The organism is Parapedobacter defluvii (genome assembly GCF_014642075.1).
Lineage (GTDB): Bacteria > Bacteroidota > Bacteroidia > Sphingobacteriales > Sphingobacteriaceae > Parapedobacter > Parapedobacter defluvii.
This window is the reverse complement of record NZ_BMIK01000001.1, coordinates 226953-251111: the sequence shown is the minus strand read 5'-3', so window position 1 is coordinate 251111 and position 24159 is coordinate 226953. Positions and strand designations below refer to the sequence as shown.

Sequence of the window (24159 nt, the reverse complement as noted above, 5' to 3'; positions counted from 1 at the left end):
TCAATCTTTCCAAACGGATTCAAAACGATAGTTACCCGAAGGTACGGTAAATACCGCATACGTACCTTCTTGGCCCCGGTATACCACTTGGTCATGCCTGCTGTAAGGCTTACCATCCACGGTCAATTTACCTGCACTCGTGGCTGGCACATAAACGGTTGCCGTACTGTTTCCCGGAATGCTGACCGCCAGTGCCAGTTTGCCACGGTTTTTTTGCCAGGCACTTCCCACCTCACCCCGTACCGATTGGTACGTCCCTTTGCAGGAATCCAATCCTGCCGGGATGTAGGGCTTGATCACAAATTCTTCGAAACCCGGCTTATCGATCGACGGCACAATACCCAGCAGGTATTTATACAGCCACGAACCGACAGAACCCATCATGGGGTGATTGTGTGAATTCATGGATCCACCGGTAGCGTATTCCCACCGCTCCCATAGCGTGGTAGCTCCGTTCGCCAACATATACCCCCAACTGGGATACGTGGTTTGGGTAGCGATTTTATAAGCCACATCGATACGCCCATTTTCGGTGAGCACTTCTAATACGTATTTCGTGCAGATATTGCCGGTTGTCAGGTGGTATTCTTTTTCAATTACGTCATTCACCAGGTTCTCCAATGTCCGGGTCTTGCGGTCACCATCTGCCAGGCCCAGGAAGAGGGCGAAGGAATTGCAGGATTGATTGTTAGAACCATATCCTCCGGCGTTTTCATCCCAAAATTGGCGATTGAATGCCTCCCCGGTTTCGGTGGCCAAACGCTTATAGGTTTCTGCATCGGATTGATTCCCGAGCACAGTGGCCATCTGGGAAATGATATCCGCACAATAATACAGGAAGCCTGTAGACATCAGGTCTCCGGGTGTGTTTTTGGAAATCGCCCCGTAACCGGCTCCCGACACACCGAACTCCGCCGGGGGCGCCCAGTCGCCGTAATAGCTATAATCTACAATCCCGTCTTTGGTACGGGTGGTCAAATAATCCACCCATGCTTTGAGTCCCGGGTAATGCTGGCGGAGGATCTCCCGATTCCCGTAATATTCGTAGGTTTTCAATGCCAATAGCAGGTAACTCGCGGAAACCGGATCCGCCGGCCTGCCGCCGTATCGAAACGGAGCGGTATCGGTAATTCTACCCAATTCGTCCTGGGTATCTGCAACGTCGTCCAAGTATTTCGGATAGAACCTGGACATATCAAAATTATAGATCGCCTGCTCAATCCGCACAGTCATGTCGTTCATCCAGCCCATGCGTTCATCGCGCTGCGGGCAATCCGTTGGAATGCTATGGAGGTTGCTCGCTTCCGTACGTTTGACCATAAGCCAGATGGCATTCAGCAGGTCGTTGCTGCTGGCAAATTGGCCCGCATCGGCCACGGCAGACCGTACCCGTTTGACGGTAAAGTCCGTTACCGCAGGCGGCGATCGATACCCTTCCACCTGCACATAGCGGAAGCCGTGATAGGTGAAGGCTGGCTCCCAGGATTCTCCTTTTGGGTCACCCTTCAGCACATAGGTATCGGTCGCTTCTGCCGTCCGCAGATTCTCCTGGTTTACGGTTCCATCCGGATAAACTGTTTCTGCAAATTTCAGGGTCACTACATCTCCCCGTTCTCCTTTTGCATGCAGCTTCACCCACCCGGCAAGATTCTGGCCGGCATCCAGTACATAGACCCCCTGGGACACTTCCTTCATGTCAACCGGGTGAAATTCTTCCACAACCTGAATGGGTTCAATGTGCTGCGATACCATTTTGCCTCCAGGAGGCTCCACAATGGGAGCGACTCCCCAGGTTTTATTCGGAAGTCCCTTGATGATGGTATCGGTAGGAAGCAGCCAATTTTCCTGTTCCTTCCGGGCATCGTAATATTCGCCGTCGAGGATGCCCGAGCGAACGGTTGGGCCCAAGGTTACATTCCGGATATCGTTGGAGGTGATTCGCTTGGTTGTTCCATCGGCAAATGCCAATTCCATCTGCAACCGGAGCTTAGGTACACCGTACCAACCCGGAGCGACTGCAATGAGCATTACATTCTCCTTTTTGAGGTGGTCCGTTACGTCAAGCGTGGTATAGTAAATCCGCTTGGAATAGTCGCTTGTTGCAGGATCAAGGACATTTTTTCCTATTTTTTGCCCATTGATCGACAACTCGTGGTATCCAATTCCCGCCAGGTATACTTTACCGGACACAACATCAGCAGGGCACTGAAAGACATGACGGAAATAAAGCACCTTGCCTACCCAGCCAAAAGGAAACCCTACCCAGTCTGCCTGCCAGTCCGATTCATGCAGCAATGCCGTTTCAAAAGATGCAACCTCACTTTCCACGGCTTCCCCACCCTGCTCCGCCCATACTTTCACTTTCCAGTAGTAAGCCTTACGGCTCTCCAAATCTTGACCATTGAACAAAACGCCCACAGACTGAGCCGATTGCACAACCCCGCTATCCCAGATATTTCCTTCGGAGCTGGCCAATTTTTCCGGCGAATCGGCTACCCATATTTGATAAGCCTGCTGCTTGATATTCCGTTGTTCACCGGAAACTTGCCAACTGAATTGGGGCCGTGCAATAGCTATGCCCTTGGGATGCTCCGCATACTCCACCTTCAATCCCGCTACCCGCCAATCGGCCATGCACCATCCGGACGAAACCGGAGCACTCCATAAAATCATCAATAGCACAAACTGCCTTATAAAGTCTCCCACCACAATACCTAACTTGTTCATTCGTTTTTATTCGTTTATAACCTTCAACCAATTAACTCACGCTCGCATTTACACGTTCTTTGTACCCCCACTTTGCAAAGCAGAAAACGACCACAAAACTAAGACAGGGTAATGCGAAAGCGGATGACGTATTCACGGCATCTGCAAGCAGCCCCATCATTGGCGGAATTAAGGCACCACCCACTATGCTCATAATCATATAGGATCCTGCTTTCTTCGTCTCTTTACCTAATCCTTTCAACCCTAGTGCAAAGATGGTCGGGAACATGATACTCATACAAAAACAACTTAACATCAATGCATACAAGGATATAAACCCAAGGTTGAGCATAACCAGCACCATAGACAGCGCCGCGACCAGCGCATAAACCGTCAACAGCTTGACGGGTGACACATACCGCAGCAAGGCGGTCCCCATAAAGCGACCCGCGGTATACAATACCATCGCTGCCGAAAGATAAAACGAAGCCGTTTGATTGGTCATATCTCCTACATCATCCACCGCATAGTTTATAAAAAAGCCCCACACACCTGCCTGGGCACCGATGTAAAAAAACTGGGCAATCAAACCATACACAAAATGGCGGTATTGAAATAATCCCTTGGATTGCCCGGCTGCTGCATCCGTTTCGTCCTCAGTTGTCGTACTTTCCGTGGCAATCTCCGGGAGTTTTACCAAAGAAAACACCACAAACAGCAGCAGTACCACTCCACCAATTAACAGATAGGGCAGCCGGACAGATTCCAACCCGGAACCATTGTCCGCTGCAAACAGAACCAACCCGCCGATCAGCGGCCCCAAGACAACGCCAAGCCCATTAAAGGATTGGGCAAGGTTAAGCCTGAATACGGCCCCTTCGGGAGTTCCTAATACCGTTACATACGGATTAGCGGCTGTTTCTATGATTGCCAGGCCGCAGCCAATTACAAACAGTGCGGTAAGGAAAAAACCGAACGTAGCTACCTGAGCTGCCGGATAAAATAAGAAAGCTCCCATCGCGTACAGGGATAGCCCCAGTAATATTCCGCGCTGGTAGCCGAAACGCCGTACAAAATATCCCGCCGGCAAGGCCATTAGAAAATAGGCCCCGTACACGGCGAACTGCACCAACCCCGACTGCCCCTTCGACACCTGCAACACATCCTGGAAATGTTTGTTCAGCACATCCAGCATACTGATGGCCAAACCCCACATGAAAAATAACGTGGTAACCATCACCAATGGCAGCACATACGTATGCTTACGAGGCGTAGTTATGCTCCGTACTTCGTCCTCCTGCCTTATTTGATCTATTGCCATGCCGCAGGCTGGGTTAATCCAGTCATTTTCTTCGCGTCTTCCAGCGGAATCGGCATCACCAGGTACTTGTCGGTATACGATTGGTAATCACGGATTTTTTTCCGTTCATAACTGAATTTGCCATCGGCTCCCTTGGTGATCCGCATGCCGGTAACGAAGCGGTTCGTTTCGTTGAGAATCTTCCACCGGCGTTGATCGTCAAAACGGTACTGTCCTTCCAGACAGAATTCCACACGGCGCTCATTGCGTATCCGCTCGCGGATAAATTCCTGGGTATTAACAAATCCGGGTACATCCTGAAGTCTGGGCTGCAGGGCACGTTGCCGGATCACATTCAGCGCGGTCATGGCACCTTCCAAATCACCGAGTTCACACAGCGCTTCTGCCTTTTGCAAGTAAAATTCCGCCAGGCGGAAAAACACCCAGTGTGTAGGCTCATGACCTTGGCTGCCTCCCGGCCCCCAATATTTGATCTGCTTGTCCTTACCACTGTAATAGCCGGTACAGGAGCGTTGCGTTTCCTGCGAAATCACGTCGTTAAAGCCATTACGCCCACCCACAAAGGTTTCGATGATGTAGGGTTCCGTGCAGTTATAGGGCACGCCGTAGTTCATCATGTTGTGCACAATGTTGATGTAAAAGCGAGCATCGCGGTTAGCATACGGATCGCCGCCGGCAGCCTCGCTATAACCTAATTCAGCGGCCTCGGGCGTCACCGTTACACGGGTACGGGTAGCGTCGTCATACGTTACAGGCAAGGCACCATTTGTCATTTCAAAGGCATCCACTAACTCTTGTGTGGGCGACTCACCGCAGTTCCACATGTGGTTGATACTTGCATAGGGATAGCTGCCAACGTCTACACCATTCGCGTTATTAATATGCGAATTATCGGTCCAGGACCGCCAGATAATCTCTGTTACCGGGGTTGAAAATGCACCGATGAACAGGCGCTTGTAATCGGACATGCTCACCAAGCTGTAGTTGGGCATATTTAGTACATCCTGGGCTGCGTCAGCTGCCCGTCGCCATTTGTTTTGGTCATTTTCGGGATTATTAAGCGGACTAGCATTATATAACAATACACGGGCACGGATGGAATACGCAATGCCATTGTCCACACGGCGGGCTTCCTGCGTAGGCTGACGATCCGGCAAAACCCGCGAATTAATTACATCCAGCAACTCCTGCTCAATTTTAGAAGCCAGCTCGTCGTAAGTTGGCCGTACCAGTTCATTCCATCCCATGTAAGTCGGCTCAAATGGTTCCTCAATCCAAGGCATGGGACCGTAAAACTCCAGTAGATTCATGTAGTACCAGCAACGCAATACACGTGCTTCCGCAATCCATGTCCGCCGCTCCTGTTCGGTAATGACCGTTGACTGCGGCAGGTATTTAATGGCATTATTTGCCAACCGAATGCCTCGCCAGAAGTCGGGCCATAACTGCTCACTGGGTGAAGCCCAGGGCCAATTGATTACCGGATTGGATAAAGAAAGTGCACCGTTGTGCCATTCGTAGGCATTGTAAGTAGCTGCCCAAAATGCATTATCGGTCAAGCACTCCATCGTGTTATGAACGAATGAAATCTGATCACGGGCTTGGTAGATTTCATTGTAAGCAACATCAATCAGTCCCTTGGTACGATTGTAATTGTTCAATACTTTATCAATGGTCGTCTGACCATCCGGGGTTTTCTCCAGCACCTTTTCGCAGCCATATTGGAAAACAAGCCCCAACCCTGCTAGTAACGTTAAAATTATCTGCCTCATGATTGTTAATATTTTCGTGAAACTGCTAAAAAGACACATTCAATCCGAAGTTATACGCTTTGAAAACCGGATACAATAACTCATTATTCTGTTCAGGATCCTGGTATTTTACCGGATACCGATCAAACGTAAACAGGTTCAATCCATTGGCATAAAGCCGTATAGAAGTAGCCCCTATTCGTTTTGATAGTTGCTGCGGAAGCGTATAGCCGATCTCCGCATTTTTCAGCCGGATGTAACTTCCATCGGTATACCAGAAATCAGAAGGAAGCTTGCTGGCATTGCTGCCCGGTTCCAGGCGCGGATACGTAATCGGCAGTCCGGCATCAAATCGCTCCTGGCTCCATGCTTCCTTATGCCACTCGTTGAAATTGTAGGTTTCCCATATTCGTTGTCCGGTCAAAAGATAGCTTCTACCCGCAACTCCCTGCCACATCATGCTAAAGTCGAATCCCTTGATCTGGAAACTAAACGCTGCGCCAAATGTCCACTCGGGCATTTCAGGATTACCAATGGGTACCTGATCTTGCTCGGTAACGACTCCATCGCCGTTTGTATCCACATATTTCAGATCGCCCAATTTGGGAGTTGCTCCAATGCCTGATTGGTCGTACCAGTTCTGAATTTCGTCTTCCGAGTTAAAAAAACCGGCGGTTTTGTATCCCCATTGCTGCCCTAAGCGATAACCGGTGCTACGCAGGCGATAGGTATAATCTTCGGGAAGCAAGACTTCACTCAGGTAAAGCACCTTGTTGCGGTTAAAAGCACCATTCACTTTGATGTCAAGACGTGTATCCGGATTGAAACTCTTTTGATAGCCACCCACAAGTTCAAACCCCTTATTTTCGATTTCACCTGCATTCACCTTCGGAATGATTCCCGAAACAAACACCCCTCCCGTTCCAAAAACTCCGGTAGGGACAAGTCCATCGGCAGGAATCAAAATATTATTACGCCTTTCATAAAAAACGTCTGCATCAAAACTGAAATCGTTGAAGAAGCGGGTTTCCAATCCGATATTGGCCTTACTGGCTTTCTCCCATTCAAGTTCGGTATTACCAATTTGCGATTCATAACTGCCGTTCCACAAAGTAAGGAACGCAAAGCGGGCTCCGTTCATGTTATCATTGCCCACTTGCCCATAAGAGGCCCTGATCTTCGCAAATGAAAGCCACGGCATCGCATCCTTTATAAAATCTTCCTCTGAGGCAACCCAGCCCACAGAGAAGGAAGGAAAAAAGCCCATTTTGTGGCCGGGTGCAAACTGTTCGGAACCGTTGTACCCAAAATTGACTTCAGCAAGATACCGGTTATCGTAGCCGTAGGTAGCACGCCCGACATACCCCACGTAATTATAAGGAAGATCGATATTGATTACCCGCTGATACCGATTAAACAGGAGCATACCCGTTACATCGTGCATGCCGAATGTACGGGAATAATTCACCGACGCATCGATATTCATCAAATTCCATTGTGATTGGGCCTGTGAGTCAGATAAAGAACTGTTTGTCATCGTCCCCGTCGGTTCATACACCACGCCGTCCGGGTCGTTCGGATCCCGTTTCGCCTCATACAGCTGGAAGGTTCTTTGCCTTATCTGCTGATTAATCGAAGTGGCATCGTAAGAAGCAACCACCTTTGCCGATAAGCCCGGCGTGATAAATTCAAGCTTTTGTTCCGCACCCAATGTTGCGGTTACCTGATTGGTTAATGTATTGCGGAAGCCCGAACGGTTCAGCATGCCGTAAGGAACATTGTTAATGTTCCCACCTTTCAAAGGAGTGGAAAGCACCTCACCGTCGGGGGTGATATCGTTGTGATAATTACTGGGGGTTTGCAGCAACGAACCGATTACAACGGAATATGCATTGACATCATCTAGGTAAGCTCCGTTGTTTGGCACTACGACCGGATCGTTCTTCTTTTGCATATAACCGCTCACGTTGAGAAACATGCTCAACGACGAATTGATATCGATGTCAAAATTAGACCGGAAGTTGACACGATTGGCCTTCGAAGAGGGATCGTAATCGTATTCATCAAATTTCTCTGTTTTGAAAATACCATCCTGAAAGAGATATCCAACCGTAGTGAAATAACGCATCCGGTCGTTTCCACCACCTACGTTCACGTTAACTCTCCGCATAGGAAATGCGTCTTTCATAAATTCATGGACAAAGTCCCGTACCGGATACAATTCCGGACGATCGCCCAACCGGTAATGCTCCAGCGCAACATCGTCATAGACCGGTGCACGTCCGTTTTGCAGCTCCACCTGATTGTATAAACGGGCATAGTCATAAGCGTTCACAATTGCCGGCAGACGGGTCGGTGCCTGAAAGGATTGTTCTGTTGTAATATCAATGACCGGTTTGCCCGAATGTCCCCGCCGGGTGGTCACCATGATGACACCATTTGCACCGCGTACACCATACACAGCGGTAGCCGAAGCATCCTTCAAAATCGAGATGGTTTCGACTTCCCGGGGATCCAATGCTGTAAAATCACGTTCCACACCGTCAACAAGCATCAGGGGTTGCTGCCCATTGATCGTGCTGCGGCCACGTATATAAAAATCCAATTGCTCACCCCCCGGAACCCCCGACCGCTGAAGTACGCTCAATCCGGGTAAACGCCCGGCTAATGCAATACCTATGTTAGAGGCAGGCGTTTGCCGCAGGGCCGTGGCTTTCATCGTCGAAATAGCAGCCACCACACTTACTTTCTTTTGAGTTCCGTAACCCACAATGACGGCCTCTTCCAACTCCGTTGCAGACCCCAGCAGTGTGACGTCAACACGCCGTTGTGTTCCCACAGTCACCTTTTCCGGTGAATACCCCACAAATGAAAAAACAAGCACCGCGTCGCCGTCTGGAACAGAAATGGTATATTGACCATTTTCGTCGGTTTTCGTACCGATCGTGGTTCCCTCGACCTGTACAGACACACCCGCAAGTGGATTACTGCTTTCATCCTTCACGGAACCTGTAACCGCGTTCTGGGCATAAAGGGAAAAATTGACTAGTGTCCCAAGAAGTAAGGTTAAGAGTAAACATCTACACATACATAACTTTTTCATAAAGGTTTAATTTAATCGTTTAGCGCAAGCCTGCCGGTCCAAGTAGCAAGCGGATACTGGTTAGCTTTATGTGGAAAAATACCACGGGTCCTTGATACTGCATCGATTATCAGGGTTTATAATTATAAACACAAAAAAAGCCGTAAATAGCTATCCAGACCAGTACGGATTTGGCTACTATCAATACGCTTTTGACCTTGCTTAGGATTGAATCAAGCCCAGTCTGACTTGTTTGTGGTTATTTATGATAGATACCTAATATATTGGTTCGGTACTGTTGCGGGGTAATTCCCTTGATTTCTTTAAACCGGCGGTTAAAATTGGAAATGTTATTGAATCCCGCTTCAAAGCAGATCTGGGTGATGCTATGCCGGTTTTCCTCCAGCAGTTGACACGCATAATTGATACGCAGGTCATTTACAAATTCTTTAAGCGTTCGCTTGGTACGCGCTTTGAAATACCGGCAAAAAGCCGAAGGGGAAATATGCGCCTGGGTAGCAATCTCCTCCAATGCGATCTCTTTGGTGAAATTTTGAATGATATACTCATAGATGCTGCTCATCCGTACCGCATCGTGATCGTTGAGGTTATCCCAGTACCCCGCCGATGACAGGAGACCATATTCCTTTGAGGTAGACAACTCTTCCAATATTTGGAGCAATAAAATAACCCGCTTCGATCCCGTATCATCCACCAGCTGTGTCATCCATTGTGCAATACGTTTTCGCGACGTACCGTGCACCAGTAAACCCCGTGTGCTTTTCTTAAGGATCGCTTGTATGGCACTCATTTCCGGAATGGCAAAAAAAGATTCACCAAAACACGACTCACTGAAGTGAACCACAATGGCATCGTATAAAAGGCCTTTATTATAACCTTTCTGTTCTTCTGCGACGGGCTCGTGCGACCAGGCGTGCGGAAGGTTGGGACCGTAAAACACCAAATCGCCCCCTTCAAAGGTAGCAATGCTATTGCCCGCTATCCGCTTGCCATGCGGATAGTTAATATAGGCCAACTCATATTCCGAATGATAATGCCATTTTGTATCCAGCACATCAAAATAATCCTTTCTGACCTGGAAGGCTGCGCGACTACCTAATGGGGGTTTGGCATAAATGGGTTTCATTGGATATATATTTTTTTGACAGGAATTTTATAAATTCACAACTATAATGTCAATTAAATACCGAAAATAAGATAAAAAGATCAATAAAATAGCAATAAATCAAATTCGTACAGATACTGGCTAATCCAATACCATCGCTACGGTAATTTTTCGTATACCTTTAAAAAAATTTTATGACACCGTTAAACACCAGTTATAGTAGCCTTCGAATTACAGATGCGCATGTGCATTTTTGGGACCTTTCCAAAATGAGCTATCCGTGGTTGGATGACGTACCGGCCATAAAAAAAACGTTGGGACTTGCCGAATACCGGGAAGCGACCAAAGAGATACCTATTTCGAATTTGATCTTTCTTCAATGTGAATGCCTGCCCGATGAATATCAAACCGAGGTCGACTATGTGACACAGCTAGCCACACAGGACTCCCGTATCTGCGGCATTGTCGCCTATTTTCCATTGGAATCCGATCAGGCACTCGAAAAATTGAAGGCGCTCACAACGAACAAATTGGTAAAGGGCATCCGTCGGCTGGAAGAAGAATCCATCTCATTATATGGTAATCCGCGTTTCATTGCCCATATGGAGTTGTTATGCCAGCACAATCTGAGTTTTGATCTATGCGTGAAAGCCCACCAGCTACTTGCTGCGGTGAAGCTGGTAGAGGCGGCTCCGGATGTACGCTATATGCTCGATCACTTTGGCAAACCTGCTATCCGAACCAACGCGTTCTCGCAATGGAAACACCACATAACGGAACTGGCAAAAAATCCTCGTGTCCATTGCAAGCTTTCGGGCTTGGTTACCGAAGCCGATTGGGACCGGTGGACCGTGGCCGATCTCCAGCCTTATGTGGAGGTGGTCATGGAACATTTCGGACCGGCTCGCATGGCGTTCGGCGGGGACTGGCCCGTCGTGACACTCGCATCCGACTACGCGCGTTGGTTTGACACCGCCCTGCAATTGTGCCGGGGGCTCTCGCCGGATGAACTAACCCGGGTGTTTTATCAAAATGCACTTGATTTCTATCAAATTGATTCATACGATCCACATGACACAATATAAACTTTCTGCCGACTTTAGGTTGCCCTCGCATCCCCGGCCGATCGTCGTCATCGGCGCCGGAGGTATCATGGAAGAAGCCCATCTCCCGGCTTATCGGAAAGCAAACTGGCCCGTTCTTGGTATCTATGACCTACAGCCCGAAAAGGCAAAACGGGTGGCCTCGTTGTTTGAGATCCCCGAAGTACATAGCTCCTTGGATGCACTGATCCACAGCACCCCACCGGGTGCCGTATTCGACATCGCCGTACCGGCATCCCGGCTGATTGATATTCTCAGCCAACTGCCCCGGGGCTCCAACGTGATGATGCAGAAACCGATGGGCGAAACATTGGAAGAGGCCAAAGAAATTCTCCGCATCTGTGAATCCAAACAGTTCACAGCCAGCGTGAATTTCCAGATGAAATTGATTCCCTCCATCATTGCTGCCAAACACCTCATCGACCAGGGTGCCATCGGCGATTTGCATGATATGGAAATACGGATGAATATCTATCATCCCTGGGAGCTGTGGGAGTTTCTATTCGGTATCCCCCGCATGGAAATGCTTTACCACAGCATCCACTATATGGACATGATCAAATACTTCTTGGGAATGCCGAAGCAGATTTATGCCAAAACGTTCCAGCATCCCAAACAGATGCAATTGGCTTCCACCCGTTCCATCATTGTTTTCGACTACGACAGGCCCATCCGTGCATTTGTCAATACCAATCATGGGCATGACTTCGGATTGGAACACCAGGATTCTTTCGTGAAATGGGAAGGAACGAAAGGTGCAATCAAGGCAACACTGGGAAAAAACATCAATTTTCCGAAAGGTGAAGCGGATCATTTTGCGTATTTCCTTTCGGAACATCCGGACAAGGGTTGGGTGGAAGAACCTATTCCCGGTGCCTGGTACCCCGATGCCTTCATGGCCACCATGGCCGATTTGCAATGCGCCATTGAAGATCCCGATGCTGCCCACATTACCTCGGTGAAACACGCATATGATACCATGCGCCTCGTAGAAGCCGCGTATTTATCAAACGATGGAGGTGGTACGATCCTTCCCGAATGACCCCTGTTTAGCAATTACTAACATACTACTAAGTACTTAATGGATACTGTATTAAATAAATTTAGCCGTAAACTTACTGAAAACGAAGACCAGCCAGGCTCACGGGCCATGCTGCATGCCATCGGCTTGGACGAACGGACCATCAAGCTGCCGCAGATAGGCGTTGCCAGTGCGGGCTGGGCAGGAAATCCGTGCAACATGCACCTCAATGACCTCGCGGCGATTGTCACCGACGCGCTCAAAACAGTCGACTTGAACGGACTCACCTTCAACACCATCGGTGTAAGCGATGCCATCAGCATGGGCACCTTCGGCATGAACTTCTCACTGCCCTCGCGCGACCTTATTGCGGATTGCATCGAAACCGTTATGGGTGGCCAATGGTATGACGGGATGGTCACCATCATGGGATGCGACAAAAACATGCCCGGAGCGGCAATTGCCATGGGACGGCTTAACCGTCCTGCACTGATGATTTATGGCGGAAGTATTCATTCCGGCCGGCACAAAGGAAAAAAAATCAATGTTCTTTCCACGTTTGAAGCCTATGGCGCTAAGGTGGCGGGCCTCATAGATGAGGAAGAGCTGAGTCAGATTATCCGCAACGCATGCCCCGGTGCAGGCGCATGCGGCGGCATGTATACGGCGAACACCATGTCTTCATCCATCGAAGCACTCGGTCTCTCACTCCCCTATAGCTCGTCCAACCCCGCTACCAGCGACGAAAAGAAGCAGGAATGCGTTGCGGCCGCAGCAGCGATCAAAAACCTGCTCCAATTGGATTTGAAGCCGCGTGACATCGTTACCCGCAGGTCGCTGGAAAATGCATTGGTGGTCGTGATGGCATTAGGCGGTTCCACCAATGCCGTTTTGCATTACCTGGCCATCGCACAGGCTTTTGGCCTTCCCCTAACATTGGATGATTTCCAGTACATCAGTAACCATACGCCACTGATTGCCGACTTGAAACCAAGCGGCAAATACATGATGGAAGACGTACACGATAGTGGCGGTACACCCGCCGTGTTAAAAATTCTGTTGGAAGAAGGACTACTTGACGGCGACTGCCTGACCGTTACCGGTAAAACACTTCGTGAAAACCTCGAAGACATTCAGCCCTGGAACAACGAGCTGAATATTCTGACGCCGCTGGATAAACCCCTGAAACCTACCGGGCACTTACAAATCCTCTATGGGAACATCGCCCCCCAAGGTGCCGTAGCGAAGATAACCGGCAAAGAAGGTGAGTTCTTTGAAGGTACGGCAAGGGTATTCGACAGCGAAGATGAAACCGTCGACACCGTAAAGAAAGGGCTAATCCGCAAAGGAGACGTGATCGTCATTCGCTATGTGGGGCCCAAAGGTGGTCCCGGCATGCCGGAGATGCTGAAGGTGACCGCTGCCATCATGGGTGCGGGCCTCGGCAAGGAAGTGGCACTGATTACGGACGGCCGCTTCTCGGGTGGCACACACGGATTTGTCGTGGGCCACATTTCACCGGAAGCGGCAGAAGGAGGACTCATTGCACTGCTAAAGGACGGCGATACGCTGACCATCGATGTCCGCAACAATCGGGTAGATGCCAAACTGAGCGAAGACGAAATCAGTCTGCGGCGGTCACAATGGACCAAGCCTGTTCCGAAAATCACCCAGGGTGTATTATTCAAGTATGCGCAGATGGTATCATCTGCATCCATCGGATGTATCACTGATAGCAAAATCACGGCATAAAACGAGCGGACCGGTCAATCCTTTAGCTGTAATACAGCTACCACCGGACGGTGATCAGACGCATAGGTTTCTGCCACAACCCGGTGTTCGGTCACACGCATCGCTGAAGATGGGCGATAAAAAACATAGTCGATAATTCGGTTGGGAGTTGTTACAGGAATCGTCCCCGGGCAATTGTCTCCTACGCAGGTCCGGCGGAATGCCTGATCCATGATTTCGATGGGTTCGCTTCCCACTACATCATTGAAATCGCCGGCCACGATCACCGGGTAATTGTCTTTCGTAAAGGATTCCACAATTTTTTGTGCCTGCAAAGAACGATGCTGTGTAGCCAGATCAAGATGTGTGCTAGCAACTATCAGCATTTGGCCATCCGGCAGTTTCACTTTGACAGCTGCGACAGCCCTGGGTTCGGCGTTAAGGCCGGGTGCCATGGGCAATGCAAAACCCAGTGTATCTTCAATCGGAAACCTCGAAAGCACGGCAATACCGTATTCACCGCCTTCATAGTCGATAGCTTTCCTGAAATAATAGTGCATATCGGTCAATTCTGCCAGCGCTTTTGCCTGGTGCAGATCCTCGCCTGACCGGCGCGTATGCACATCCACTTCCTGCAGGGCCACCAAATCTGGCGACTCGTTTTGAATGACCTTGGCGATCGCTTCAACGTCAATCAAATCTGGCTGACTGGGCGGATTGCAGTGGTGAATGTTATAAGCCATTACTTTCAATTCGGGACCTTTCCATTCCTGCCCCGGTGCCGATTGACCTTCAATTGGTTCTACATCATTTTTGGCGGACACCAACAAGGTCACCACAAGGATTGGCAGATAAACAATGTATTTCAGCAGTTGTCGACGGAATATCATACGATGTATTAAAAAATGCACAAAAACCTGCTAGTATGCTCCCCTGCAAAGCTATCATTTTTTAATTATTAACCGGATTCTCTAAATAAAACCTGACACCATATGTTTTTACACATATATACCGGTTATTGCCATGAAAGTTGCTCTTCGAATCAAACCAGCACTGTCGTGCATCTTTTTGTTTAGCCTAGTGGCGGGATGCATGGCCCAGGTCACCGAGACCCGAAGCGAATTGGACAAACGCGTGGAAAAATTCCTGACAGAAAAACGGTCGGCATGGCAGGACCTCAATGTGCCGTATGAAGACGGGAAGGTACTGCATGATCTCATCGTAAACAACCACTATCAGTCTGCACTGGAAATCGGTACATCCACAGGTCATTCTACCGTTTGGATTGCCTGGGCACTCAGCAAAACGGGCGGTAGGCTCGTCACCCTTGAAATCGACGAAAACAGGCAACGGGAGGCCATCGAAAACCTAAAATTCCTGGGGCTGGCTGATCTTGTGGATTTCCGGCTGGGCGATGCCCATCAGCTGGTAAAGGGAGTGGAGGGGCCGCTCGATTTTGTCTTTTCGGACGCAGACAAGGACTGGTACATCCAATATTTCAAAGACGTTGACCCAAAACTCAAAACAGGCGGTACCTTCACCGCCCACAATGTGCTGCAATCCATCGGCGGCATAAAGGAATATATGGATTTTGTGAGCAGCCAGCCGGGCTACGAAACCACGGTAGACCGGTCGAGCAATTCAGGTATCGCGATCAGCCGGAAAAAATAACTGTGATCTTTCAAACTCCAAAAAATACAGGATATTATTTAACCCATTAATAATATTCAGGTAATGTTTATTCATCACATTTGTGTGCAATATGGTATACACATTAGAATTAACCAGTTGCATCATCATCCTGTGTCTCGGTGGATTGTCTTATTTAGTTACCAAATACATCGACGTGCGGTTTGAAGAGGAAGAAGATTAAGTAATACCCGCAGCCTATGAACAAACGGGAAGTAGATCTGGTCGTCCTATCAGACGTACATTTGGGCACCTATGGATGCCACGCCAAAGAACTGCTACGGTATCTGAAGAGCATCAAACCCAAAAAAATCCTTTTGAATGGGGACATCATCGATATTTGGCAATTCAGCAAACGCTACTGGCCCGAATCGCACATGAAGGTAATCCGGAAAATCCTCAAGTTCGTAGCCGAAGGAGTTCCGGTGACATACCTGACCGGCAACCACGATGAAATGCTACGTAAATTTGCCGATTTCCAATTGGGGTCACTGACCATCACCAACAAACTGTCCTTACGCGTCGGAAAAAAACGCGCATGGGTTTTCCACGGCGACATTTTCGACGTCACCATGCAACATTCCAAGTGGCTTGCGCGCCTCGGTGCCATTGGATACGACACCCTGATCTTGCTCAATAGTTTGGTTAATTGGATCCTGATGAAGTTGGGCCGGGAAAAAATGAGCCTGTCAAAAAAAATCAAAAACAGCATCAAAAATGCCGTTAAATTCATCAATAACTTTGAAGTAACGGCCGCTACGTTGGCCATTGAAAAGGGGTATCAATACGTCATCTGTGGCCACATACATCAACCCGAAATCCGGCAAATCGAGACCGAAAAAGGAACGGTAACCTATCTTAATTCCGGCGATTGGGTGGAAAACCTTACCGCACTTGAATATCACAAAGGAAATTGGCAGGTATACCGCTACCAAGCAGCCGACTACCTCACTGCCGATCTGGATCCAGATACATCCGACAATGACAGCCTGGACGGCAAGCTTGACATCCGCCGGTTGCTCGACCTGCTTAAATCGGAACCGATGGCTTAGATAGTGGATAGTGGATAGTGGATAATGGATAGTGGATAATGGATAGTGGATAGTGGATAGTGGATAATGGATAGTGGATAGTGGATAGTGGACAACTGTCAATTATCAACTATCAATTGTCAACTATCAATTGTCAATTATTAACTGTCAACTGTCAAAATTAACCACTATAATTGCAGCGTGATTAATCAGTTTCGGAAATACACGCCGTTAAACATCCTGCTATTATCCGTAACGGGCCTTGTACTGTGCTTGGGTGTGTTTATGCATTTACCGAGAAACCTGATGCCGGTCTTTTTTGAGCCCGCCATTGCCAATTTCACAGGCAAGCTTTCTCCGGAAAACATTACCCCGCAAGCCAACGTATTGATCACGTTGGTACTCACCATCTTTCAAGCCCTGTTGATTAACCGGACGGTCAATCGCTTCAACTTGGTAGGCCGATCGAGCTTTCTGCCAGCGCTGCTGTACATGACCCTGGCCAGCCTCTTCCTGCCATTCCTGGTGCTATCGCCGATTCTCATTTGCAACTTCCTTTCCATATGGATGCTGGATAAATTATTCAGCATCTACCGACACGCCGAAATCAAGCCATTGATGTTCGACTTGGGCATGATTGTCGCATTGGGAAGTCTGGTATATTTTCCCTTCATTGTCATGCTGCTATTGCTCTGGTGCAGCCTGATCATTTTTCGTCCCTTCAACTGGCGTGAATGGCTGGCCGCGCCGATCGGCTTTGCTACGGTCTATTTTCTATTGGGTGTGGTATACCTCTGGTTTGACCGGATGGCAGAATTTTATGAAATCTGGCTCCCGTTGGCTTATCCCTTCCCAACATCCGTACACATCGATATCTACGACTACCTGGTATTGCTTCCCGTAATCTTTATCCTCGTATTGTTTTTCCTTTCGCTGCGTCAGAATCTCTTTAAAAGCGTTGTGCATATCCGTAAGTCGTTTCAATTGCTTTTCTGCATGTTTATGCTCGCTGTTGTATCTTTTTACCTCAATGCAGATTGGTCCATAAGCCATTTTCTTTTGGCGGTTCCCCCTATCGCCATTTGCATGACGTATTATTTTAACTACGCAACCACGAGATGGTTCTATGAAAGCGTTTACGTCCTTTTGGTCCTCACAATCATCTATTTTCAGTTTTTCTAAGCAATTTATAAACAGCGTTTTAACCTTTTTTAACAAAAAGGGTATCCTGTGGCAACTAAAAATTAGATAGCTTTGCATACATTTTTAATTTACAGCGTTGCATGAAGTTTGGTGTCGTTATATTTCCGGGTTCCAATTGTGATGAGGACATCATCTATGTATTGGAACACATTATGGGACAAGAAGTGGTCCGCCTGTGGCACAAAGACCACGACTTACAGGGTGCGGAATTTATCGTGTTGCCGGGAGGATTTTCGTATGGCGACTATTTACGTTCCGGTGCCATTGCACGTTTCTCCCCCATCATGCAGGAGATTATCGCCTATGCAAACAACGGAGGTTACCTCTTAGGCATCTGTAATGGCTTCCAGATATTAGCCGAGGCGGGCTTGGTACCCGGAGCACTGTTACACAACCGGCAACGGAAATTTATTTGCGAAAACATATACTTAACCCCTCAAACCACCCAGTCCCTGATTACCTCACAAATGGAAACCGGACGTGCCTATAAAATCCCGGTTGCGCATGGTGAGGGAAATTATTTTGTTGACAACGATACGCTGAAGTCCCTACATGACAACGACCAAGTATTACTCCGTTATTGTGATGCGGCTGGTCACGTAACCGACGCGGCAAACCCCAATGGATCTGTGGAAAACATCGCCGGCGTATGCAACCGTGCACGGAATGTATTTGGCATGATGCCACATCCGGAACGTGCCGCGGATAACCTATTGGGCAATACGGATGGGTTGGTTATTTTCGAGTCCATTCTCTCCACGGCTTTATCGCATCCGATTTAATGACGCACATGCAGCATCACTTCCCCATTCCAAAGTACCCGAACATTATCATGCAGCATACCCTGAAAGCTTTTGTTTTTCTTGTCTTCCTTTTGTCAAGTACCCTGATATACGGTCAGCGTTCTACCACCAGTTCTCCTTATTCACGTTTTGGTTTGGGAGAGATCCGTGGGGATCTGTTACCTCAAACACGGGCGATGGGTGGCATTGCAACCGGCGTACGCTACCTGAGCGGCTATGGCAACATCAATGTGGGCAATCCGGCATCCTACTCCGCTTTGGGACTTACCACAGTAGATGTCGGTGTATTTGGAAATGTCACACAATTGAGCCGGAGCCAGCTTTCTGAAAATTCCTACAATTTCGCACTCAGCCACATCAACTTCGGTATCCCATTGGGGCGCCCCGGCGGCATCAGCTTTGGCATCATGCCTTTTTCGGATGTAGGGTTTAGTTACGCCATCCCCGGATCCATTGATACCACAGACATCCGGACCGTATATGCAGGAGCCGGAGGCGCCACGAAAGCGTATTTGGGCTACGGAGTCCAATTAAACAAAAATTTCAGTGTAGGAGCCAATGTATCCTACCTTTTCGGTACGCTGAACAACATCCGATCCATTGAATTTCCAAACGATGTGGGTGGCCTAAATGTGCGGATAGATAGCAGCCAGTACATCAAGGGGTTCAGTTTTGATTATGGGGCCCAATATTTCCAGCCACTTGGCAACAACCTAAGCCTGACCATCGGTTATACCGGAACCGCGGGTAATCCACTTAACACCACGGCATCACGTGTTGTAACCCGTACTCCAACCAGTGTGAAAGACGACTTTGAAAACCTACCTGTTGATTCCATTGATACGTACGAAGGTCAAAAACAACAAATCAGCATGCCAATGAAGCACAGCGTGGGTTTCAGCTTTGCTAAGGGCAATCATTGGATGATCGGTGGCGATTTCAATTATGCAAAATGGAGCGATTTCCGGATCGGTGGAGACAATCCGGGACTCACAGACAGTTATGGGTTTTCGGTCGGCGGCCAGATCACTCCGGATATCACCTCAGTGAATTACTTGGGCGTAGTGGATTACCGGCTCGGTTTTAAATATAACAAGTCTTACATCAACATCGCTAATCAGGATATCAAGCAAATGGCATTGACGGTAGGTTTTGGTTTTCCCCTGCCTTCCCTGTTCGGAACATCCTTTTATAAAATCAATTTCTCGACCGAATTTGGTCAGATGGGTACCCTGTCCAACAACCTGGTGCGCGAGCGCTACATTAACTTCAACTTAGGGTTTACGCTCAACGAACGTTGGTTCAGGCGCAACCGCTATGATTAGCGATTGGATTCAGGATGGTCAGCGATGCGGTTAATTGGCAGAAATATCTTTCGTTTTGCAGCGTGTGCCTGCATCGGCACCCTACTGTTTTCATCCTGTGAAACCGACCTGAAGGAAGTGGACCGGATAGCCGCCATTCAGGCCGAAGAACCGGTAGACATCTCCCTGCACGTCACGGTCGTCTACAGCGATTCCGCACTGGTAAAGGCAAAAATGACCGCGCCGGAGATGCGGCATTATAACGTAGAAAAACCGTACTACGAATTCCAAAAGGGAGTTACCATCGTTTTTTTCGATGAAAATGGAGTGGAAACCCAACGCATCACATCCAACTATGCCATCCAGAAGGAGGCCGAAGAGCTGACCGAATTCCGGGATAATGTGGTCATTACGCGGGCCGATGGTTCTGTCATAAAAACCGAAGAAGTTATCCACGATCAGAAAGCCAATACGTTTTATAACCATGTGCCTATTGAAGCGCAGTTCAAGGATGGAAGGGGGCACATCATGGGTTCCTCATTTCATTCAGATGGGAACTTCGAAGTGATTGACGTGCAACACATGACAGGTGTTCACGTCTTCTTACCCGGAGAAGGCCCCGCATTCCGTTAGGAATAAAGGCTCATCTCCAATTATTTTACTCTTTTTTTGATAAAAGTTGTATCTTGCGCCTCATTTTGAAAAAGGGTGCACAATCACCCGAAAAGGCAAGATAGTATCAATATAAAATAACAGCTTAAAGAAACAGTTTTAGATAGGTTATGGGATTAATGAATTACTTGCGCAACCGGGCGGGCTTGGTGATCGTCATTTTTATCGGTTTCGCGATTTTCGCGTTTTTATTGGGAGACGTGATCAACTATGGCACGCCCTTTTGGGCACGCCATCAGAATCAGGTGGGTAGCATCAACGGAGAAACCATCGATATCAATGAATTTAACGCGCAGGTAGACCAAACTTCGGAAATGTTCCGCCAGCAGATGGGCGGGGGTACGCTGAACCCACAAATGAAATCTTATGCCGTTCAACAAGTGTGGGGTCAATACCTGAACCGTGAATTATTGAAAAATGAGGTCGGACGCATTGGTCTGACTGTAGGTAAAACCGAACTGAATGACCTGGTTCAGGGCGATAATCCTTCCATGCAAATTCAACAGGCATTCCGCAATCCGCAAACCGGTCAATTTGACCGCGGCCAACTCAACGGCTTCATTTCACAGGTGGGCACGTTGCCTCCGGGGCATGAAGCGCATGCACAATGGGATGCACTGCTGCAAAGCGTGATGGATGAACAGTTGAGCACCAAGTACACCAACCTGATTAATAACAGCATATACGTAACGGCACTGGAAGCCAACGAAGAGTACAGCCAACGGAATAAATTGGCCAATTTTGAATATGTTTTGCTGGATTACGAGTCGGTACCCGACAGTTCAGTAACCCTCTCCGATCAGGACTACAAAGCGTACTACGACGAAAACAAAGGAGTATTCAAAAACGAAGAAGAAACACGCAACCTCGAATATGTCGTATTTGACGCAAGCCCCACGGCTCAGGATACGGCACGGGTCCGGACGACCATCGAAGAGCTGAAAGCCCAACTCGCCGAATCGACCACCGACTCCCTCTTTGCGGCTGTCAATTCGGACACAAAGTACCCCTATATTTTCCGCAAACAAGGTGAATTTAGCCCGGCATTGGATACGTTGGTGTTCCGTGCGCCGGCCGGCACAACGGTAGGGCCGGTATTAACGAATGGCCGGTTTGAAATTGCGAAGATCATTGATACGAAAGTAGGGCCTGACTCGGTCAAAGCCAGCCATATCCTGCTTAACCCGGCCACTGAAGGCGGCATGGACAAAGCCAAAGCCAAGGCCGACTCCATTAAAGGGCTTATCGAAAAAGGAGAGAGTTTCGCCGCATTGGCCGTTCAATTCAGTGTAGACGAGGGCAGCAAAATAAATGGCGGTGAGCTCGGCACATTCGCCCGTGGCATGATGGTTCCCGCATTTGAAAATGCTGCATTTGACGCCAAAAAGGGAGATGTTGTGGTAGCAAACTCCCAATTCGGTATTCACATCATCAAGGTAGAAGATCAGATCGGTTCGTCGCGCGTGGTGAAAGCTGCTGTAATCGACAAACAGATAAACAGCGGAAAGGAAACCATGAATGCCGCTTACAACAAAGCAACCCAGTTCTTCGGCGCGCTTAATAAGAACAATTTCCAGGAAGTTGCCACACAGCAGGGTGTTTCGGTATTGAAAGCAGATAACATCACCGCCATGGAGACGATGCTGATGGGTACGGAAGTGCCGCGCGAGTTAGTCCGCTGGGCTTTTGAAGCCGACAAGGGCGATGTTTCCGACAAAATCTACGAATCGGAAACCAAATACGTAGTTGCCCGGGTTACGGGTATCCGTGAAAAGGGCCAATTACCGCTGGAAGCGGTAAAAAGTGAAATTGAGCCGATTGTACGCAACCGTGTAAAGGCCAAAAAACTGATTGCGCAGGTTGCCGAAGCTGCCAATGGGGCAACCACCATCGCTCAAATCGGGGAAAAACTAGGAAAAACACCTGCATCTGCTGAAAATATCGTGTTCGCAAATCCCGTTATTCCGGGGGTTGCCCAGGAAAATGCCGTCGTAGGTACCGTATTCGGCTTACAGCCCAAACAACCCTCAAAACCCATCCGAGGTTCGCAGGGTGTATACGTAGTGGAGGTAACCGGTTTTGTAAATCCGGAAGCGCCGGGTGATCTGAGCGCCCAGAAAAAGCAGATGACTCAGGCCCAGGTACAGCGCACTTGGTCCCGCGTATTCCGTGCGTTGCAGGACAAGGCCGATATCGTAGACAACCGGGCGAGGTTCTTTTAACGGAACCATCAGTCATATTTATTTCGTAACTTTGTATCCGGATGGTTAACAACGCCATCCGGATTTTTGTTATGGAAATACAAGAAACCATTATCAATAAAGTGGCACAAAGTGGCTTGGTTACCGTAGACCTTGCCCGCTTTGCTCCGCAGGGTGAGCGCGTGGTATACGATATAAAAGATAATTTATTCCATGGCCTTATCCTGCGCGAGAAGGAATTCAGGGAATTTGTAAAAACACACGACTGGTCGCAGTATACCGATAAATATGTGGCCATCACCTGCACGGCAGATGCGATCGTGCCGACATGGGCTTATATGTTGCTGGCTAACCGGCTGGAGCCTTACGCAAAAGACATCGTGTTTGGTGACCTGAATGCCTTAGAGACGGTACTGTACGAACGTGCACTGTCCGAGCTGGATATGGAGGCCTACCGGGATCAACGTGTGGTCGTTAAAGGTTGTGGCGACGTTGCCATTCCCGAATCGGCCTTTGTCAAATTTACCACCCAACTGAGTAAAGTAGCGAAAAGTATTCTATACGGAGAACCTTGTTCCACGGTTCCTGTTTTTAAGCGTAAGGCCTGACACATGACCAAAAGCGGCGTTCTATTGATAAACCTTTTTTTGGGTCTGGTGTTCTTTGCCCAGGGGCAAACCCTTCCTTTCCTGAAAGAACCGGCATTCAAAGCTGGCGAGGAGTTGCACTACCGCCTGCGTTATGGGGTCATTTCGGCTGCTGTGGGCACACTTAAGGTCGAAGATTCAAAAATCAAATTCAGCAGCCCGCACTCCTTCCACCTGACTGCACGGGGCCAAACCTCCAAAGCATTCAGTGTTTTTTATACCGTAGACAACCGTTACGATTCGTACATTGATTCACGGACGTTTCTGCCACATTATTATACAGAAAACATACGGGAAGGAAATTACCGCCGTACGGATATCGTTCGGTTTGATCACCGCAACCAAACCGTACAGGGAAACAAAGGAACCTTTAAGAGCCAATCTGCCCAGACATTCGATCTGCTTTCAGCTTACTATTTTTCCCGTAACCTCGATCTGACGAATGTGAAACCGGGGCAGTCTTTCAAAATGACCTATTTCCTGAATGATGAGATCGCCACGTTAGGTATTGAATACATTGGAATAGAAAGCATAAAAACCCCTATCGGCACGTTAGAGTGCTTGAAATTCAGTCCCGAGATAACACCCGGCCGGATCTTCCGGAAAGACAGCCGACTGTACCTTTGGGTTACCAACGACGGCAATCGCATTCCGGTAAAAGCACAGGTCGAGATATTAATTGGCTCTGTGACGTTGGAACTTGCCGACGCCGAGGGGCTGAAATATCCCTTGGGCGAAAAATTAGCCGGTGTATCCAAATAGTAACCC

At 48.5% G+C, this 24159-nt stretch carries 18 protein-coding genes; 12 read left to right on the top strand and 6 right to left on the bottom strand.

Annotated elements, in window-relative coordinates:
• The 5 genes from IEX60_RS00880 to IEX60_RS00860 form a co-directional block, all read right to left on the bottom strand.
• A complete protein-coding gene (locus IEX60_RS00880) occupies positions 1-2727 on the bottom strand; it encodes an alpha-L-rhamnosidase (RefSeq protein WP_188746448.1) in 2727 nt (908 codons plus the stop codon).
• Between the two features lie 31 nt (positions 2728-2758).
• Positions 2759-4027 carry a sugar MFS transporter gene (locus IEX60_RS00875; RefSeq protein ID WP_188746446.1) on the bottom strand — a complete coding sequence of 423 codons (1269 nt, stop codon included), beginning with the start codon at positions 4025-4027 and terminating at the stop codon, positions 2759-2761.
• The gene (locus tag IEX60_RS00870) at positions 4018-5799 is read right to left on the bottom strand and encodes a RagB/SusD family nutrient uptake outer membrane protein (RefSeq protein ID WP_188746445.1); all 1782 of its coding nucleotides are present in this window, start codon (positions 5797-5799) and stop codon (positions 4018-4020) included. The genes IEX60_RS00875 and IEX60_RS00870 overlap by 10 nt, the downstream gene beginning before the upstream one ends.
• 25 nt (positions 5800-5824) lie before the next feature.
• Entirely contained in the window at positions 5825-8866 is a 3042-nt protein-coding gene (locus tag IEX60_RS00865) for a SusC/RagA family TonB-linked outer membrane protein (RefSeq protein ID WP_188746443.1), read from the bottom strand.
• A gap of 253 nt (positions 8867-9119) precedes the next feature.
• On the bottom strand, positions 9120-10007 hold the full coding sequence (locus IEX60_RS00860; protein ID WP_188746441.1) for an AraC family transcriptional regulator: 888 nt from the start codon (positions 10005-10007) through the stop codon (positions 9120-9122).
• A gap of 173 nt (positions 10008-10180) precedes the next feature.
• Between IEX60_RS00860 and IEX60_RS00855 the strand changes: the two genes are divergently transcribed.
• The 3 genes from IEX60_RS00855 to ilvD are packed head-to-tail and all read left to right on the top strand — an operon-like array spanning position 10181 to position 13862.
• The gene (locus tag IEX60_RS00855; RefSeq protein ID WP_188746440.1) at positions 10181-11071 is read left to right on the top strand and encodes an amidohydrolase family protein; all 891 of its coding nucleotides are present in this window, start codon (positions 10181-10183) and stop codon (positions 11069-11071) included.
• Positions 11058-12131 carry a Gfo/Idh/MocA family protein gene (locus IEX60_RS00850; protein ID WP_188746438.1) on the top strand — a complete coding sequence of 358 codons (1074 nt, stop codon included), beginning with the start codon at positions 11058-11060 and terminating at the stop codon, positions 12129-12131. The genes IEX60_RS00855 and IEX60_RS00850 overlap by 14 nt, the downstream gene beginning before the upstream one ends.
• A 39-nt stretch (positions 12132-12170) precedes the next feature.
• Complete coding sequence (gene ilvD, locus IEX60_RS00845; RefSeq protein WP_188746436.1) at positions 12171-13862, top strand: dihydroxy-acid dehydratase; 1692 nt, start codon at positions 12171-12173, stop codon at positions 13860-13862.
• Positions 13863-13876: 14 nt separating this feature from the next.
• On the opposite strand, the gene IEX60_RS00840 is transcribed toward ilvD, so the two are convergent.
• Positions 13877-14731: an endonuclease/exonuclease/phosphatase family protein gene (locus tag IEX60_RS00840; protein WP_229717337.1), complete on the bottom strand. Its 855-nt coding sequence runs from the start codon at positions 14729-14731 to the stop codon at positions 13877-13879.
• A gap of 133 nt (positions 14732-14864) precedes the next feature.
• Between IEX60_RS00840 and IEX60_RS00835 the strand changes: the two genes are divergently transcribed.
• The 9 genes from IEX60_RS00835 to IEX60_RS00795 all read left to right on the top strand — a co-directional run bounded on the left by IEX60_RS00835 (position 14865) and on the right by IEX60_RS00795 (position 24153).
• The gene (locus IEX60_RS00835; RefSeq protein ID WP_188746433.1) at positions 14865-15512 is read left to right on the top strand and encodes an O-methyltransferase; all 648 of its coding nucleotides are present in this window, start codon (positions 14865-14867) and stop codon (positions 15510-15512) included.
• A gap of 218 nt (positions 15513-15730) precedes the next feature.
• A complete protein-coding gene (locus tag IEX60_RS00830; protein WP_188746431.1) occupies positions 15731-16582 on the top strand; it encodes a UDP-2,3-diacylglucosamine diphosphatase in 852 nt (283 codons plus the stop codon).
• Between the two features lie 180 nt (positions 16583-16762).
• Positions 16763-17743: a DUF6427 family protein gene (locus IEX60_RS00825; protein WP_188746428.1), complete on the top strand. Its 981-nt coding sequence runs from the start codon at positions 16763-16765 to the stop codon at positions 17741-17743.
• Positions 17744-17844: 101 nt separating this feature from the next.
• Entirely contained in the window at positions 17845-18546 is a 702-nt protein-coding gene (purQ, locus tag IEX60_RS00820) for a phosphoribosylformylglycinamidine synthase subunit PurQ (protein ID WP_188746427.1), read from the top strand.
• An 8-nt stretch (positions 18547-18554) separates the two neighbouring features.
• Positions 18555-19892, top strand: a complete 1338-nt coding sequence (gene bamG, locus IEX60_RS00815) for a BamG family beta-barrel-assembly machinery protein (RefSeq protein ID WP_188746424.1) — start codon at positions 18555-18557, stop codon at positions 19890-19892.
• 24 nt (positions 19893-19916) lie between these two features.
• Positions 19917-20504, top strand: a complete 588-nt coding sequence (lptC, locus tag IEX60_RS00810) for an LPS export ABC transporter periplasmic protein LptC (protein ID WP_188746422.1) — start codon at positions 19917-19919, stop codon at positions 20502-20504.
• A 149-nt stretch (positions 20505-20653) separates the two neighbouring features.
• Positions 20654-22765 carry a peptidylprolyl isomerase gene (locus IEX60_RS00805; RefSeq protein ID WP_188746420.1) on the top strand — a complete coding sequence of 704 codons (2112 nt, stop codon included), beginning with the start codon at positions 20654-20656 and terminating at the stop codon, positions 22763-22765.
• Positions 22766-22836: 71 nt separating this feature from the next.
• A complete protein-coding gene (locus IEX60_RS00800) occupies positions 22837-23352 on the top strand; it encodes a DUF2480 family protein (protein WP_188746418.1) in 516 nt (171 codons plus the stop codon).
• A 24-nt stretch (positions 23353-23376) separates the two neighbouring features.
• Positions 23377-24153: a DUF3108 domain-containing protein gene (locus tag IEX60_RS00795; protein ID WP_229717336.1), complete on the top strand. Its 777-nt coding sequence runs from the start codon at positions 23377-23379 to the stop codon at positions 24151-24153.
• The last annotated feature ends 6 nt before the right edge of the window (positions 24154-24159 follow it).